Here is a 14,476-nt window from a genome sequence, read left to right as displayed (position 1 = left end):
AAATCCCGCTTCTTTGTAAGCGGGATTTATAGGTATTAGCATGTCAGATATGACTCAAAAAGCGGTGAGTGATGCTGGTGCATACGATGTTTTAAAGACGCGTTTGTTGCAGCAAGGCAGCCAGCTAAAGTCTCTCTCCCAATCTTTCAATCAACAACGCCAAGAGACGTTCGGCGGCCAAGACTTTACGTTGATCGGTAAGGTCAACGTTCAAACTGATGCTAAGTGCATTCCAATCGATATGGCTCAGGTAAACCAGCATTTATTGTTCGGCTATCATGTGCAGGTTGGGATGAAAGCGACCCCTTCACTTGATGATGTCTTCGGGCTTTATCATCTCCATGAAAATGATGGTACGTTCCGTGTAGAGCGCCTTCCACTCGAATCCAGTTTTTTATCCGATTCCCGTTTTACCCATGAATTGACGGAACTGTTTACTTATTATCGAGACGCAAAGCTTTCTCAAATCTCTCGTCAAGAAAGCACGCTGTATATCGCCTTTCAAATTGGTATGCGGCCTGAAGACAGAAAAGTCTTTCGTTTTCAGATCAACGCTCATTCGATCGAGTACATTGATTCTTTGGGGCAAAATGCACTGACCAGCGTTCCTCAGCATGACTTTGATTGGATCCCAACAACGCGAGATGACCACGTGCTTGGCGATCATCCGCACGTGTCTATTCAAGATAGACTGTTTGTTGAATGTGTCGGTGGGGACTTAACCATCAAGGTGGAAGACAACACCAAAGATGGGAAAGGTATTTACCGAGAAGAGGTTGAAGATCCTCATCAAAGTGTTGCTGATGCGCACATCGATTACGCGTTTGTCGGAGATTTGATCGCCCTGCGAATAAAACCAAACCGCGAAAAACACGCTCGATACTTCCTGTACAATTCAGTGACTCAGTCCGTGGTGAGGGCAGATGCGCTAGAGCGAAGCGCCAAAACCTTGCCTGAAGACCATGGTGTGCTCTATGCCAAAGGTTATGTTCTATCCAATGGTGAAGATAAACAGTTTGCGTTTGAATCTCACCAGCTCAAGTTCTTCCAGCAGATTACGTCACCGAATGGTGAAGACATTCTTTATATCTTTTTTAACGCCGTTGAAGGTCATTACATTGCGTATACCTACAACTTGATTGAAAAGAAGTTTGAAGCACCAATGGAAAGCCACGGTTACAGTTTGTACCCAGATGGCCGCTGGTTAGTGTTTCAACTGTCGGAGAATGAAGAAGCGTCGACCATTCATCCAATGAGAATTTGGGACACGCCATTTTCTACGCCAGAGCACTACGCCAAGCTTAATGCGCAAGCCCAAGGCAGCAGTCCACTGTTCAACCTTGGTAATACGGAGTTGGTGCGAGCGCTGTCTTCGGTTCTCTCAATTTGCCAACTAGCGCAGAGTGAAGAGGTGACTCAAGCAGCCTATGAAGTACTGATAAAGCAGTGTCGTTCAACGCTGGATCACTATACTTGGCTCAATCACGATTACGCTTGCGGGATAGGCAGTGCGATTGATGAACTCATGGATACCGCCGATAAGATCATCGATGAGTTTGCCAAGGTACAACAGCTACAGAAACAGGCTGCAAGCAGTCTTGAAGAGCAAAAGTTGGCGGTTTCCGAGCTCATTGGCAAAATCAAATTGGCTCCCAAAGAACAAGCGAACACGCTATTGAGCTTACTGAGTGATGTGAAGGGGCAAGTTGGCGTGACCATGTCGCTCCGTCAGCAGCATTACATTGACGAGGTACAGGTTGATCGCTTGTTTGAAGAGTTACAGGCGCAGCGCGAGTCACTTAACCTGCATTTGCTTACCCTTCTTCAGGACGAAAAAGCTTACACCCCCTTCAAGAAGCAAATTCAAAAAATTGAATTACAGCTCGAAGGTGTGAGTAAAACGGCGGAGATTCAAAAGCTTAGCGAAGAGGTGGAAACGCTCCGTCATGAGCTGCAAATAGTCACCGAAGAAGTCACGGACATCGAAACAGAAGACCCGACACAAGCCACTCGGATCTTAGATCTCACCACAGAGGTCACGTCTCTGCTTAATACTGCTTCAGCGAAACTCAGAGCGAAATCTAAAGGCTTACAAAGTGAAGAGGCCCAAGCTGAATTTAGTGCTCAATTTAAGCTGCTCAGCCAATCGGTCAGCAGTGCTATGGAGCAAGCGTTAACACCAGATGATTGTGATACTCAGCTTGCGAAGCTCGTTGGACAACTGGATAAGTTAGAGTCGCGCTTCGCGGATTTCGACCAGTTCTTAAGCGAGATTTATTCTAAGCGTGATGAGATCCAATCAACGTTGGATAACCACAAGCAGCAGCTCATCGCGGGCCAACAGCGCCGGGTTCAAAACTTGCTCCAAGCGGCGAACGTCACCATGAGCAGCATAGAAAAGCGCGTGGAGCGATTCGATGATGTTGCTGGGCTAAACAGTTACTTTGCGACTGACGCTATGGTGCTTAAGCTGCAACAGTTGTCTCAGACCATTCGTGAGCTTGGCGACAGTGTGAAAGCTGACAGTGTCGACTCTAAATTGAAGTCGCTTCAAGACCAATCCATGCGTGCATTACGAGATAACCAAGACATCTTCGAAAAGGGTGGTACGGTTCTGCGCTTGGGCAAACATAGGTTTAGCGTGAACCAGCAGCCACTTGACCTCAGCTTGGTCGACCAAAGTGGTGAACTGGCACTGCACATCTCAGGCACGGACTTTTACCAAACGGTGGAAGACAGTGCATTTCTCGACCTGCAAACCGTTTCTCGTTTGGATGTGGCCTCAGAAAGTGAAGACGTTTATCGAGCAGAATATCTGGCATATTTAATCTTGCATCAAGCGTCTATCAATCAAGATGGACACAGCTTAGACAAGCTTTATGAAGCGTTGAAAGAAGATAAATTGAACGAACTGGTTCAACGCTTTGCGGCGCCACGTTATCGAGAAGGGTACGTCAAAGGCATCCACGACCATGATGCGGTTAACATATTGCGCAAAGTGCTGCCCGTTTATCAGCAAGCTGGGTTATTGCGTTACAGCCAAACCGCTCGCTCGAAAGCCATCTTATGGTTATTGGAACAAGATGCGCAGAAAATCGAGCACTATCAACAACAGGCGCAAAACGCAAAGTTATTGCGAGAGCATTTAAATGCGTCACAAGCATATCAAGCACTGCAAAAACAGTTGGTTGATTCCCTTGGCGGTGAGCAACATGAAGCCGCTGACTACCTCGCACAGTTATTAGGTCAGCGTGATTGGCAAATCGAAGTGAGTCAGGACTCGCTTTCCCTTTGCGAGGATTATTTGCAATTCAGACGCAGCTTAGGGTGGCAACCGCAATCGCTCAGTTTTGCTGAGTCATTTAACGATCACCAGCAGTGGTTAAGTGCGTACACTGCGAAAAAGCAATATGGTCAGGCATTCGCGTACGAGGCAGCAACGGTTGCTGTGGTGAATACTCTGTCCGAGCAAAGGTTAAGCAGCGTCGACTTTTCATTGCTGTGTCATGTCGAGGGGCTGTTGGGTGAGCATGCTCGAATTAACAAGGGCAGTTTAGAGCTCGTTCTGGATGATTTTATCCAAAGGAACGAACATCACCGCAGCTCGGTGGTTCCGAATTTTGAGGCCTATTTATCCCAACGTACTCAGTTGCTGAGTTCAGCAAAAGAGGAGTTCCGCCTGAGCGAGTTTAAACCTCGTCCATTGACGTCATTTGTGCGCAATAAACTCATCAGTGAGAGTTATTTACCTCTTATTGGTGACAACTTTGCCAAGCAAATGGGCACGTTAGGCGACAAAAAGCGCACCGACTTAATGGGGATGCTATTGCTCATCTCTCCTCCTGGTTACGGTAAAACGACGTTAATTGAGTATGTTGCCCACAAATTAGGTTTGGTGTTCATGAAGATCAATGGTCCGTCTATTGGTCATCAAGCGACATCCCTTGATCCTGCGGATGCACCAGATCAAAACGCTGCGCGTGAAATTGAAAAGATCAACCTCGCTTTTGAAATGGGTAATAACGTGTTGCTCTACTTGGATGATATTCAGCATACCCATCCTGAGTTTTTACAGAAGTTCATTTCACTGTGTGATGGTACGCGTCGAATCGAAGGTACGTGGAAAGGGAAAACCAAAACCTACGACATGCGCGGCAAAAAGTTTGCGGTCGTGATGGCGGGTAACCCTTACACAGAAACGGGCGAAGCGTTCCGGATCCCAGATATGTTGTCTAACCGAGCGGACATATACAACCTCGGTGACATGCTGTCTGATCAAAAAGCAATCTTCGATTTAAGCTTTATCGAAAACTCGCTGACATCCAACAGTGTTCTCGCGCCCTTAGCAACACGCGATCTGAACGATTTGTACCGTTTTGTCAGAATGGCAGAAGGGGAAAATATCGCACTCAGTGAGATGAGCCACTCATACTCTGCAATCGAGTCTGGCGAGATCGTGACGACCTTGCAAAAATTGATCATGGCGCAACAAATCGTCTTGAAAGTGAATCAGCAGTACATCAAGTCAGCTGCAACCGCGGATCAATATCGTGTTGAGCCGCCATTTAAGCTGCAAGGCTCATATCGAAATATGAACAAGCTGGCGGAAAAAATATCATCGGTGATGACTGACCAAGAGATGAACACGCTGCTTCAAGACCATTATCAGGGCGAAGCGCAGACACTGGCAGCGGGTACCGAGGAAAACCTACTCAAGCTCGCTGAGTTACGCGGTGATATGACCGCTGAGCAAAGCTCTCGTTGGTCTGAAATCAAAGAAGGTTATCAGCGTCAGCAAATGATGGGTGATTCCGACGATAGAGCAGGACAGGTGGTGCAGCAACTTGCCATGCTGAATCAACACGTTGCTCGTTTTGGTCGTCATGATCAGGAGAAAAACTAGATGAATCGACAAAAATGGTCAGCTTGGTTAGAGGCCTCGATAAAGGATTACCGTCTTGATGATAGCGAGCGCAGAGAACTTAAATCGGAGTTACAAAATTCGGTGTTAAGTCATGAAGACCGCTCGTTCCTGCGTAATCTGGCCTTTAAACTGGTGCAGCAAGAAATACAAAGTCAGGGAGATGCTACCGCTTTAGTCCGCTGGTTAGAGCGCGTGGTCAAAGTCTTAGACAATGTGATGAGTGAGAACTTCTCGGATAATGCTTCGAGCTGGTTTTCTCCGGGAAGGGCTTGTGCATCCGGTATCGTTGAGCAGCTGAAACTGGCTCGTCGCTCGGTGGATATTTGCGTTTTCACCATCGCGGATAACGACCTTACCGATCAGATCCTTGCGGCGCACAAAAGAGGCGTGGCGGTCCGGATCGTCACCGACAACGACAAAATGTACGATAAAGGCAGTGATATCGAATATCTTGCAAAACAGGGCGTTGCGGTCAAAATTGATACAACGCGATACCATATGCACCATAAGTTCGCGGTATTCGATCAACAAAGGTTGATCAATGGCAGCTTTAACTGGACACGCAGCGCGTCAAAGTACAATCAAGAAGATATAACGCTTACCGATGATCGTAGGTTTGTTTCTGCGTTCTCACGACAATTTGAAACGTTATGGCAGAAGTTTCCCTGTCATAAGCCGTCATAAACATAGGGAGTTCCCATGACCGAATTGATGAATTCTGAACATCAGTTACTTGAGGTAGAAGTGACTCCTCAAATCGTCGCACTCGCAGAACAATTTGATGCTTTTGACAGTGTCGCGACGATCACTTTTGGTAAACAGGCGCTAGAAAAAATTACCACTTTCTCTGATGAAGTGTTGGAACAAGTACGTGTTCGAGATAGCGGTGAAGCGGGTGATATTCTGCATGCGATGGTATCTTCCATGGACAGCGCAGAATTCTCTAATTTAGGCAAAACCAGCTTGCTGTCGAGACTTCCTTTGGTTGGAGAGCTTTTCGATTCCTTCAAAAAGTTTTCAGCCAGCTTTGATTCTGTGAAGAGTCAGCTAGAGCAGCTTTCTGGACGCTTAGAAGCACAAGAAATGAAGTTAGCTCATGATATTACCCAGCTCGATACGCTTTACGATCATAATCTTGAACTACTTGGTGGGTTGGAGCAGTACATTGCGGCTGGCAAATACAAGTTGAATCAGTTGACTCAGAATGTGCTGCCAAGTTTACTGGCACAATCTGAGCAAAGTGGTGATGCGTTGGACGCCCAGAAATACCGTGATGCGACTCAAGCCGTTGCTCGTTTAGAAAAGCGCGTGCACAACCTTGAGCTCACTCGCCTTGCTGCTATCCAAACCGCGCCTCAGATTCGATTGTCTCAAGAAGGCAATAAAATGTTGATGGAAGACATTCAAGATATCGTCCACAACACCTTCCCATTGTGGAAGCGCCAATTCTTGATCGCGATTTCAAATTACGAGAAAGAAAAAGCCCTGAAGGTGACGCGCGCGGTCAAGGATTACACCAACAAGCAATATGTACAAAATGCCGAGAAACTAAAAGCATTAGAAGAGCAAATTGCCGCCAACTACCAGCGTGGCATTCTTGACCTTGATTCTCTTGAAACCGTAAATCAACTGACGATAGAAACCCTGAACAATACACTCTCGCGAGTGAAGGAAGGCAGGGCGCAACGTGAGCAGGCTCAGCAAGTGATTGAAAAGGCAGAAGCGGAACTTAAACAAGCGCTTAAACAAACCTTATAAACTGAACCAGCGAAAAATCACTCCCTTGTCGTAGGGGGTGATTTTTTATTGGGAGACACGGTAGAGCGTTTGTTATACTGCCCCTTTGGGTATAAAGCCTGTTCTGTTTTGTAGTGAAATTACCAGTTTTCGGCATCCTTCATACTGTCTGATAGGTGGTCGATGAAGGCTCTTAATAACGGCGTCACCTGTTTGCGCGTGCCGTAGATGGCGTGAACGCCTAACGTTCTTGGGTGCCATTCCGGTAACAGTTGAATCAACTTACCTTCATCGAGTAGGTGCTTGACGGATGGGAAAGGCTGCAAACTTATCCCGCTCCCATTTAAAGCCGCTGCGAGCAGCACTTCAGGGGTATTGGCGCTGATGCTTCCTTTAATTGACACAGATTCATCACCGTTTGGTCCACGAAAGGCCCATTCAGAGCGACCAAAATAGCTGAAAGAAAGGCAGTTGTGATCCGCTAAATCTTGAGCGTTCAACGGCGTACCTTTTTGCTCAATGTATTTGGGCGAAGCACATACGACGGAACGGCACTCGGCGAGCTGTTTTGCGACGACATTGGAAGGCAGCGCGTTAGTAACACGTATCGCAAGATCAATGCGAGATTCCACGAGGTTGACGGCCTCATCTGTCGACACGATATCAATCGCAACATTAGGCCATTGTTCAACAAAACTGGTGATCGCATCAATTAGGAAGCTATTGACAATGGAATAGCTTGCGGTGATGCGTAACTGGCCCTTTAGGCTCACGCGATTTTGGTTTCGAATCCCACTCAGGGATTCTTCAAGCGCAAGTAACTCCCGTGCTACCTCAAGCGTTTCTCTCCCCGCATCGGTTAAACTGAGGCTGCGAGTGGTGCGGTGCAGTAAACGAGTGTCCATCCACTTTTCGAGCTCCCCTAGATAACGCGTCACCTTGGTGCGTGAAAGGTCGAGGTGTTCTGCTGCTGCGCTCAAGCTTCCTCGCTCCACGATTGTGACAAAGACGTTCATTGCCTCAAGTCTGTCCATTCTGTTATTTCACCTTAATAAAATTACGGCTCCAGTATATGTCCGGATTTCGCAATAGTGAAAGTTAATTTACTGTCTATTTTATCTAAAACTAATCAAATAAGATGGGCTCAACATTAAACGAGCCACATGAGTTGGTTCTCTAGTACGGAATAACATGATGAAAAAGCGTTCACTTACTTTATTGGTTACTGCATTAGCGGCATCGAACTACGTGTCAGCGGCGGATTTAACGATTACCCACTACAACCCTGCTGAAGATGCGATCTTTCCTGCAACCTCAGTGCTTATTTCTGGTGAAAAAGAGCTGATGTTATTTGATGCACAATTTAGCATCAAAGACGGACAAAAATTGGTCGAGCAGATAAAAGAGAGCGGCAAAGCGCTGTCGATGATTTATATCAGTGGTGGTGATCCTGATTACTACTTTGGTCTAGAGCCTATTGTCGCCGCATTTCCTGATGTCAAAGTGGTAGCCAGCGAAGCGGTTGTTAAGCATATCGAGAAAACAAAAGATGCAAAACTGGCGTATTGGGGTCCAATTCTGGAAGATGGTGCACCATCAAACATCGTTGTGCCTACCGTACTTAACGACACAACACTGACACTGGAAGGAAAGCGCATCGAAGTGAAAGAGATCAACTCTCATGACGCTTACCTATGGGTACCTTCTGAGAAAACCGTATTTGGTGGTGTGTCGGTTTATAGTGGCGTTCACGTATGGATGGCGGACACTGCGTTGAAACAAGAGCGTACTCAATGGTCCCAATCATTAGAGCGCATGAAAAAGCTGCAACCAGAAACCGTGATTCCGGGACATTACCTTGGTGACGTACCTAAGGGCATGGAAAGCATTCAGTTCACCTTAGATTACATCGCAGACATTGAGTTGGCGCTAGAAAAATCAAGCAAGCCAACATCAAGCGAAATCGTAGAAACGATGAAGGCCAAGTACCCAGCGTTTACCGCCACCGAAGGGGATCTTGAGCTGGGTGCAAAAGTGCTAAGTGGTGAGATGAAATGGCACTAATGTCAGTTTGTCGCTAGCCATAACCTCAGAACAACAGCCCCTAATGAGCCAGGGGCTGTTTTTTTATATTTGGACGCTTGTAGAGGTAGATCTAGATGCGGCTCAGGGGTAGAAACAAGCCTATTTGTAAGCTTCTATCGCTTTTCTGCGGAGTTATATCACATACTGACACAACCAATGTCGGTATGTACTCGACCAAATAACTAGATAAAAAGTCATATTTTTGATGTTGTAGATGAATTGGGTGTTTTGTTTGGTGAAAAACCAAGCTTAATGCATGATATTTCTGTTAAATCATCACGGTGATAAGCCTCTAATAACTTGATACAGTTCGACTATTTAGCGTGCAGCGGTGACAGATATACCGTTCACTTCCTCGTTGTCATAAGAGCCGAATAGTATGGTTAATGATGTAAACTTTACTTTTTATGTTCCTGGTTTTCTCGGTGCATTTAAAGTAGAAAGCTTTCGCATAACGGAAGCGGTCTCTTCTCCCTTTGAAATGAACCTGACGGTGTTATCGGATAACGATGCAATCTCGTTTGATGCGTTAAGTCGAAAAATGGGCGTCTTGAGCCTGTTTGGTCAAGGCATGGGCACTGCTCGCCAGTTTAACGGAAGCATCTCTGAGCTGCGCTATTTAGGCACTGGTCGTCGTTTCTCGCGGTATCACATCACCTTAGTCCCAAATCTCTGGTTTCTTACTCAGCGCCAAGACTGTCGTATCTTTCAGATGCAAGCGGCGCCTGACATTATTCGTCAGGTTTTTGATGATGCAGGCATGAGCGATTACCGCTTTGAGCTGTCAGCGCAATATGAGGCGAAAGAGTACGTTCTTCAATACCGAGAGAATGACCAGCATTTTGTGCAGCGATTAATGGCAGAGCATGGCCTTTGGTATTACTTTGAGCACGGCACTGCTGGGCATACCATGGTGATTGTCGACAGTAATGATGCGATACCAGCGCTTGTCAGTTCGCCTATCAATGCCTCTTACTTAGGTCCGGTGGTGTATCATGCCCAAGGTGGCGGCACGTCAGACCGAGAACACATTTTCGACCTAGAGCAAATCAATCGAACTCGCACTGGCCTAGTCAGTTACGGTGATTACAATTATCTCACGCCGAAAATCCCGCAGGGTAAGTGCGCCGATCAAGGACCAAACTTTGATTTGCAGCGTTACGACTATCTTGGTCGCTACACCACCCCGGATTTAGGCCAGCAGCGTGTAACGGAGTGGATGTCTGAATACACGGTGGACAGCCATCAGGTTGAAGCGGCAAGCGATATCATGCGTCTCACCGCCGGTTTCAGTTTTGATATCAGCCAGCACCCTCGCTCAAACATCAACCGTGATTATCTCATGTTGACTGTGATGCACACGGGCTTTAACCCTCGTGTACACGAAGAAGAATCGAGCGATGAGCCTACGACTTATCACAATCAGTTTGTCTGCTTACCACGAGACGTAACATTCCGGGCGCCTAAAATGGCTTCACCTGTCGTTGATGGTCCTCAAACTGCGGTTGTGGTTGGTCCTGCGGGCGAAGAAATCTACACCGATGAATATGGTCGCATCAAAGTTCAGTTCCATTGGGACCGCTATGCGCAAAGCGATGAACACAGCTCATGTTGGCTGCGCGTCAGTCAGTCAATGGCAGCGCCCAACTGGGGAGCCGTCTATCTACCTCGTATTGGGCATGAAGTGATTGTGACTTTCCTAGAAGGCGACCCAGACCGTCCACTAGTGACGGGCGCGGTGTACAACGGTTTACACACGCCGCCATACCCATTACCAGAAAACAAAACGCGTACGGTTTTCAGAACCCAAAGCCATAAGGCGGAGGGTTACAACGAAATGTATTTTGAGGATGAAAATGACCAAGAAGAGGTACATTTCCGCGCTCAAAAAGACATGAAAACCAAAGTGCTCAATAACCGTTACCGAGACATCGGCAATGATGAAGAGCTGAAGGTCGGCAACAATCAAGAAAACAACATCTTAGGCGACCGTAAAGAAGTGATTGATGGGCATAAAACCTCCACTACCAAGCAAACCTTTATGGAGCAGGTAGAGAAAGATGTTCACGTTACTTACAACGCGAATGAATCAGAGAAAATCACCAACAACCGCGATTTATATATTGATGAAAATCGCCGTACCTTGATTGGCAAAGATGACTCAACGGAGATTGGACAAGAGCACAATACTGTCGTTATGGCGTCACGCTCTATTGATGTTGGTGCAGACGATACACAGAGCATAGGTAATAACCTCAGTGTTGAAGTAAATGGCAATACTTCCATTCGTTCTGACGGAGAGACATCGGTTATTTCAGCTGATGAAATCAGAGTCTTAGTTGGTGCTTCCAGTCTAGTACTCAAAAGCAGTGGCAACATCCATTTAAACGGCACTTCAATCATGATTGATGGTGCAAGTAGTGTCGCTGTAAAGGGCGGCAAAGTGGACATCAACCCGGGTGGCGCTGCGAACGGAAACAACAGCGTTTCTACAAGAAGGCCTAAGAAACCATCGCTGGCAATGAAACCTATGCCTTTGATGTCACCTGCGTCTTACGCCGGATTGGTTGAAGAAGGCAGTTTACTTCAAGAAATTTGTGATTGTGGGAGTGGAAGAACATGTCAATTGCACAGTTAAACCCTGAATGGGACATTCAACTTACACCACCACTGTTCCCGTCGTCTGACGAAAAGCTTTATGTGCTGTTTGAGCCCATGTTATGGCCAGAATGGGAGGACTTGTTTCCTGAAAGTGAAGCTGTTCCACTCTTTGCCAAAACTCGATTCGCAGCAGTGAGTAATGGCCCTCTATTGGTGGAAGTTACCGATAAACAGAAGCTAAATACGGTAAAAGGCCATTTAGAAGTGACGCCTTCTGGTTGCCTTATTGTTGCCGTAAGTTCAATAGATACAGAAAGTCTTGCTTCGTCTTTACGAGATCGACTCATTGTACAGTATGGAAAGGCACAAGCTATGATGCGTTTTTATGAACCTCGTAAACTTGTCACTCTCATGGGGTCCATGAATGTGCACCAAAGGCAGCAGTTTTTTCCATTACTAAATCGCATTCAATGGTTTGATCGTGAATGGTTAGACACTTCATGGCACACGTTAGATCAACGCCAGAACATTCCAATGATTTGGGATTTAACCGAGTCGCAAACACAAACCATGAACGCAATCTTAGCTCACTGGCAAGGAGTGAACACCTAATGAGCCAAACTTACACCATCAAAGGCGGCGATACTCTACTTAAAATCGCGATTGAGCAAGAGGTGGACTTCACGACGCTGCTTGAGCTGAACCCTCAATACCAAGAGAACCCTGATTTTATTCGTGTCGGAGAGGTACTTACGCTACCTGACGATACACCAACAGAAGTTGTCGAGCCTAAGCATCCAGTAGAGCCTGTTTCAGATATGCGAGAGTTAGTTTCAGACAGCCCCTTATGCTCAGGCCCTCTTTGCCAACCTATTGATGTTCATGATGTTATTTTCTTAACTGGGGATAGTCCCTTTGAATATTGGTTACTAGATGAGAAAGCAGCCAAGGAACTTGAGCAAGAAAGTCAAAAGACAGACCTTCTTTTGGATAACTACAAGACACTATTAGAATCTGCACCAAAAGGGAGCAACATCACTCGGGAGGCGATGGAGGCACATGCACGAAAGAAAGAAGCTTGGCTTGCTGATGCAAACTATGCCGAAATGTTTGCGACGGAAGAGGTTCAGAATAACCCTGCAAGTCGACGAGTGGCACAAATAAAAGAAACTCAGCCTCCAACTAACTTCAATTTACAGCGGGCGAGGTCATCTAAGAAATCATTAGAGGATCGTAAAGCGTTTGTTGAAAAGTATCATAAGACCACTTTCATTTCTGAAGGCTCGACAGAAGCGTTAAGAAAACAAGTCTTAGAAAATATTCAAAATGAAATTAATTATTATCGCGTTTTAGAGGAGCAGGCGGAAAGCAAAAAAAATGAGGAGGCGGTTACAAAAGTTAACCCCGTAGGCAATTCGAAAAAAAAGAAACTCAAAACACGTAAGGTCAAAACGCACGTTGCTGAAGTCTATTCTGTAAAACAAGGTCGTTATGTATATATGCGCTCACGTTTTCATGAGCGCGAGGAAAAACGTTGGCAACGCTCCTACAAACATACAAATGCGATGAAGGCCCTTGAGCAAAAAGATTACAAAGGTTTTGGTAACGCCGTTGCCGAAGATATTAAAGAGGGAAAAAATAAACTTAAAATTGCGACGAAGTTAGCGCAGTGGAAAGCCGAGGGTAATAAATTGGCTGAGTGGAAGACGACTCACAACTTATTGGAGTATGAAGGTAATGCCATTTTTGCCGTCAGCGGTGAGGCGCAGCTTTTTCGATGGGGAGCTCAGGCGACCGCAGCTAGTAACTTTGAACCTGCGAAAGGCAAAATAGATGTAGGCATCGGTGCTGACGCAAGCATATCGTTTTTTGAAGCCAAAGCAGAAGCGAATTTGTTCCTACCTTATGAAAGTGGTTTTGCTGCTCGGTTAAATTATCGCGATGCTAATGGAGATGATGCCACTTATTCATTTGGTTGCTTTCGCCTCAATGGGGCGCTAACCATTGGGTGCTTTGTTGGATTAGCAATGGAGGGGGAAACGACTCTGGGCTCTAGGGATGACGAAAACGGCGAAAGTGTAGGCGTTCTATTTACCCCTCGAATTAATATGGCCACATCGACAAAGGGACAGGTGGGATTCAAAGTTCAAGGCTTTGCCGGAGGCAATGTGAGTGGCCAATTAGCCGGAGCAATAGAGTGGCAAGCTCCGGGAGGGGGAAAGTCCGCCCGTTTTGATTCGCTTGCAAAGGTCAGCTTAGCAGCAAATATCGGCGTGGGCGCTGGTTTTGATGCAGACTTTCAACTCGCACTCACTGGTGGTAAATTTTACTTAATGTGTTCCGGCCAGCTTGTCTGGGGCGGTGGTGGTGGTGGTGGTTTTGGTGTACTTGTCGATGCTGAAAAGCTGTGGGACCTCGTCACTGTCATTTTAAAGGCATTGCAATATGTCGATTATCGTTACTTGAGCAATATAAGTGAAGAAGCATATAAGTATCTGCTCAACTCAACACTAATTACTTTTACTAGAGATTTGATTACTGATCCAAGTCAAACATTTGAGACGATAGTACTAAGTGGAGAGGACCAAGTAAATGAGTGGATGAAGGATTTTAATGGAATTGGAGAGCGTCAAAAGAAAGCATTAGTGCTGGCGGATCGCATTCTTGATGAGTCGACGTTATCCGGAGTATCGTTTGAACAGCTGCTACCGGAAGCAATTGGCATTATGCTCGATACCTTAATTGAAGAATTTTTGTTTAGTTTCAATGAGCAGCAAGAGAGTGCGATATATAAGCTGCTGAGAAAGAGTACCTACAGCTGGCATAAGTTTGAAGAGATTTTGCAATGTATGAATCCAAAGGGTCAAGCTGTCTTGGGTGATAAAGTGATGTTTGATAACCTTGCGCGTATCAACGCTATATTGGATAACACGCAACAGCATGATTTCAACTTGTGGGTCACTCAACTGGCAGAAAAAGGCAAGAGTGATGCGACTGGTCAGCCTTATACCCCACTTAGTGGTGATGCGCTTGCACGTAAGAGAGACCAAATAGCCGCACGTAAGAAAGTTCAAACAGCAGCTCATGCTGATGAGTATTTGCCGTATCGGTAATCGCGACCAAAAGTAA

General features: G+C 46.1%; 8 protein-coding genes. 7 read left to right on the top strand and 1 reads right to left on the bottom strand.

Going from position 1 to position 14,476, the window contains the following annotated elements:
- Window positions 1-40 precede the first annotated feature (40 nt).
- From AND4_RS05705 to AND4_RS05695, 3 genes are read left to right on the top strand one after another with little or no spacing between them, the layout of a single operon-like run.
- Entirely contained in the window at window positions 41-4,903 is a 4,863-nt protein-coding gene (locus AND4_RS05705) for a DNA repair ATPase (protein WP_009841972.1), read from the top strand.
- Window positions 4,904-5,608, top strand: coding sequence for a phospholipase D-like domain-containing protein (locus tag AND4_RS05700; protein ID WP_009841971.1), 705 nt, complete (start codon window positions 4,904-4,906; stop codon window positions 5,606-5,608).
- A 15-nt stretch (window positions 5,609-5,623) separates the two neighbouring features.
- On the top strand, window positions 5,624-6,682 hold the full coding sequence (locus tag AND4_RS05695) for a toxic anion resistance protein (protein WP_009841970.1): 1,059 nt from the start codon (window positions 5,624-5,626) through the stop codon (window positions 6,680-6,682).
- Window positions 6,683-6,801: 119 nt separating this feature from the next.
- On the opposite strand, the gene AND4_RS05690 is transcribed toward AND4_RS05695, so the two are convergent.
- A complete protein-coding gene (locus tag AND4_RS05690) occupies window positions 6,802-7,695 on the bottom strand; it encodes a LysR family transcriptional regulator (protein WP_009841969.1) in 894 nt (297 codons plus the stop codon).
- Window positions 7,696-7,855: 160 nt separating this feature from the next.
- Here AND4_RS05690 and AND4_RS05685 point away from each other — a divergent pair, with 160 nt between their 5' ends.
- The 4 genes from AND4_RS05685 to AND4_RS05670 all read left to right on the top strand — a co-directional run bounded on the left by AND4_RS05685 (window position 7,856) and on the right by AND4_RS05670 (window position 14,460).
- Window positions 7,856-8,725: a Vmh family MBL fold metallo-hydrolase gene (locus AND4_RS05685; protein WP_009841968.1), complete on the top strand. Its 870-nt coding sequence runs from the start codon at window positions 7,856-7,858 to the stop codon at window positions 8,723-8,725.
- Window positions 8,726-9,125: 400 nt separating this feature from the next.
- Window positions 9,126-11,384, top strand: coding sequence for a type VI secretion system tip protein VgrG (tssI, locus tag AND4_RS05680; protein WP_009841967.1), 2,259 nt, complete (start codon window positions 9,126-9,128; stop codon window positions 11,382-11,384).
- Window positions 11,366-11,959: a DUF4123 domain-containing protein gene (locus tag AND4_RS05675; protein ID WP_009841966.1), complete on the top strand. Its 594-nt coding sequence runs from the start codon at window positions 11,366-11,368 to the stop codon at window positions 11,957-11,959. The genes tssI and AND4_RS05675 overlap by 19 nt, the downstream gene beginning before the upstream one ends.
- On the top strand, window positions 11,959-14,460 hold the full coding sequence (locus tag AND4_RS05670) for a LysM domain-containing protein (RefSeq protein WP_009841965.1): 2,502 nt from the start codon (window positions 11,959-11,961) through the stop codon (window positions 14,458-14,460). The genes AND4_RS05675 and AND4_RS05670 overlap by 1 nt, the downstream gene beginning before the upstream one ends.
- Window positions 14,461-14,476 lie beyond the last annotated feature (16 nt).

The sequence above is a fragment of the Vibrio sp. AND4 genome, from assembly GCF_000171815.1.
Taxonomy (GTDB): domain Bacteria; phylum Pseudomonadota; class Gammaproteobacteria; order Enterobacterales; family Vibrionaceae; genus Vibrio.
Note: the sequence above shows the minus strand (reverse complement) of the source record. Positions and strands in the feature narration are given on the sequence as shown.